Source organism: Protofrankia sp. Cas4, from assembly GCF_963555915.1.
Lineage (GTDB): Bacteria > Actinomycetota > Actinomycetes > Frankiales > Frankiaceae > Protofrankia.
On the sequence record NZ_CAUVXL010000272.1, the window covers coordinates 1 to 1685 of the forward strand.

General features: G+C 66.6%; 3 protein-coding genes and 1 pseudogene. All 4 read right to left on the reverse strand.

Going from position 1 to position 1685, the window contains the following annotated elements:
* On the reverse strand, window positions 1-205 hold a 205-nt coding region (rpsR, locus tag U9979_RS24730), incomplete at its 3' end, for a 30S ribosomal protein S18 (protein ID WP_322781179.1).
* A 95-nt stretch (window positions 206-300) separates the two neighbouring features.
* A complete protein-coding gene (locus tag U9979_RS24735; RefSeq protein WP_322751389.1) occupies window positions 301-888 on the reverse strand; it encodes a single-stranded DNA-binding protein in 588 nt (195 codons plus the stop codon).
* A gap of 13 nt (window positions 889-901) precedes the next feature.
* On the reverse strand, window positions 902-1222 hold the full coding sequence (gene rpsF / locus U9979_RS24740; RefSeq protein WP_322751390.1) for a 30S ribosomal protein S6: 321 nt from the start codon (window positions 1220-1222) through the stop codon (window positions 902-904).
* 209 nt (window positions 1223-1431) lie between these two features.
* Window positions 1432-1685: pseudogene (locus tag U9979_RS24745) on the reverse strand (hypothetical protein); the annotation flags it as partial.

Genomic DNA, 1685 nt, shown 5'->3' on the forward strand with positions numbered 1-1685 from the left:
CCATCTCGCGACTGTTCTTCACCGCGATCGCCACATCACGCTGATGCTGACTGCAGTTTCCGGTAACCCGCCGGGCGCGGATCTTACCGCGATCGGAGATGAACTTCCGCAGCAGCGAGGTGTCCTTGTAGTCGATGTAGTCGCTCTTGTCCTTGCAGAACGCGCAAACCTTCTTCTTCGGTTTGCGCACGGCCGCCTTGGCCATCGTGCACTCCTATATGTCTGTGGGTTCGACCGCAGGCCCGTTCCATTCGCGCATCCGCAGGCCACACGGGCCACTCGTGGTCCGCTAGCGGACCACTAGAACGGGGGTTCCTCGGAGTAGGCGCCGGCCGGCGCGGACCACGGATCCTCGACTGCACCGCCGCCGTATCCCGATCCGCCGCCGGCGGGCGCCGGGGCACCGTAGCCGCCAGCCCCGCCGCCAGCCCCGCCGGCAGGACCGCCGGGCGCAGGCTGCCCGCCGTACCCACCGGGCGCAGCCCCGGCACTCGGTCCGCCATAACCGCCACCGCCGGCACCACGAGCCGCCTTGACGACCTTCGCCGTGGCGTACTTCAGTGAAGGGCCGATCTCCTCGACGTCCAGCTCGACCGAGATGCGCTCGTTACCCTCACGGTCGGTCCACTTCCGCTGCTTGAGCCGACCCTGGACGATGACCCGGGCGCCCTTCTGCAGCGATTCGGCAACGTGCTCCGCAGCCTGTCGCCAAATGGAACAACGCAGGAACAGCGCGTCCCCGTCCTTCCACTCGTTGGTGGTCCGGTCGAGGGTCCGCGGCGTCGAGGCCACGGTGAAGCTGGCCACCGCGGCACCGTTGGGGGTGAACCGAAGCTCGGGGTCGTTCGTCAGGTTTCCGACCACCGTGATGACTGTTTCGCCGGCCATGAAGCCGCTCCCTTCAGGCCGCGATCTTGCGTCGGGGCTTCTTCTTCTCGGGAAGCCGGATCACCTTGGTGCGGATCACCGATTCATTGAGGACGAGCTGGCGGTCGAGTTCGGCGACCACATCCGGCTCGGAGTGCAGGTCGATGACGGCATAGATGCCCTCGACGCTCTTACGGATCTCGTAGGCGAGCCGGCGGCGGCCCCAGACTTCGACCTTCTCGACAACGCCGCCGCTGGCGCGGACACCGGTCAGATACTGGTCGAGGGAGGGCGCGACCGTACGCTCTTCAAGATCCGGTTCGAGGATGACCATCAGTTCGTAATGCCGTGGCAAGGGTGAACCCACCTCCTGTGGACTCGGGCGGCCACGGAGGGTTCCGTGGCAGGAGGGACAGTGCCGCGTGTCAGAACGCCCGCACGTGCAACACGCGCGGGCCAACGAACGGCAACCTGGCAAACACTACTCGATCCACGTCGACCAGCTCGCACCCGCACCGGTGGCCGACACCGGTGGCCGACACCGGTGGCCGACACCGGTCGCTCTTAGTCGACCCACTGACCCTGGGTGAAGGCAACGACAAAAGCGGCCATGACGGGCGCACACAGCCAGATGTAGGCCGGCCGCACCCAGGGACACCGGGTCGCGACCCGAGCGAGCAGCAGGTACATCGGGAAGGCCACCAGAATTGTCCGGATCCCCGAGGCGTAGTAGTTCGAGCTGCTCATCAGCAACGTCGCAACGCCGACGAAGGCAGCCTCACCGAGGCGCGCCGACCACACCAGCGCCACGGTCAGGA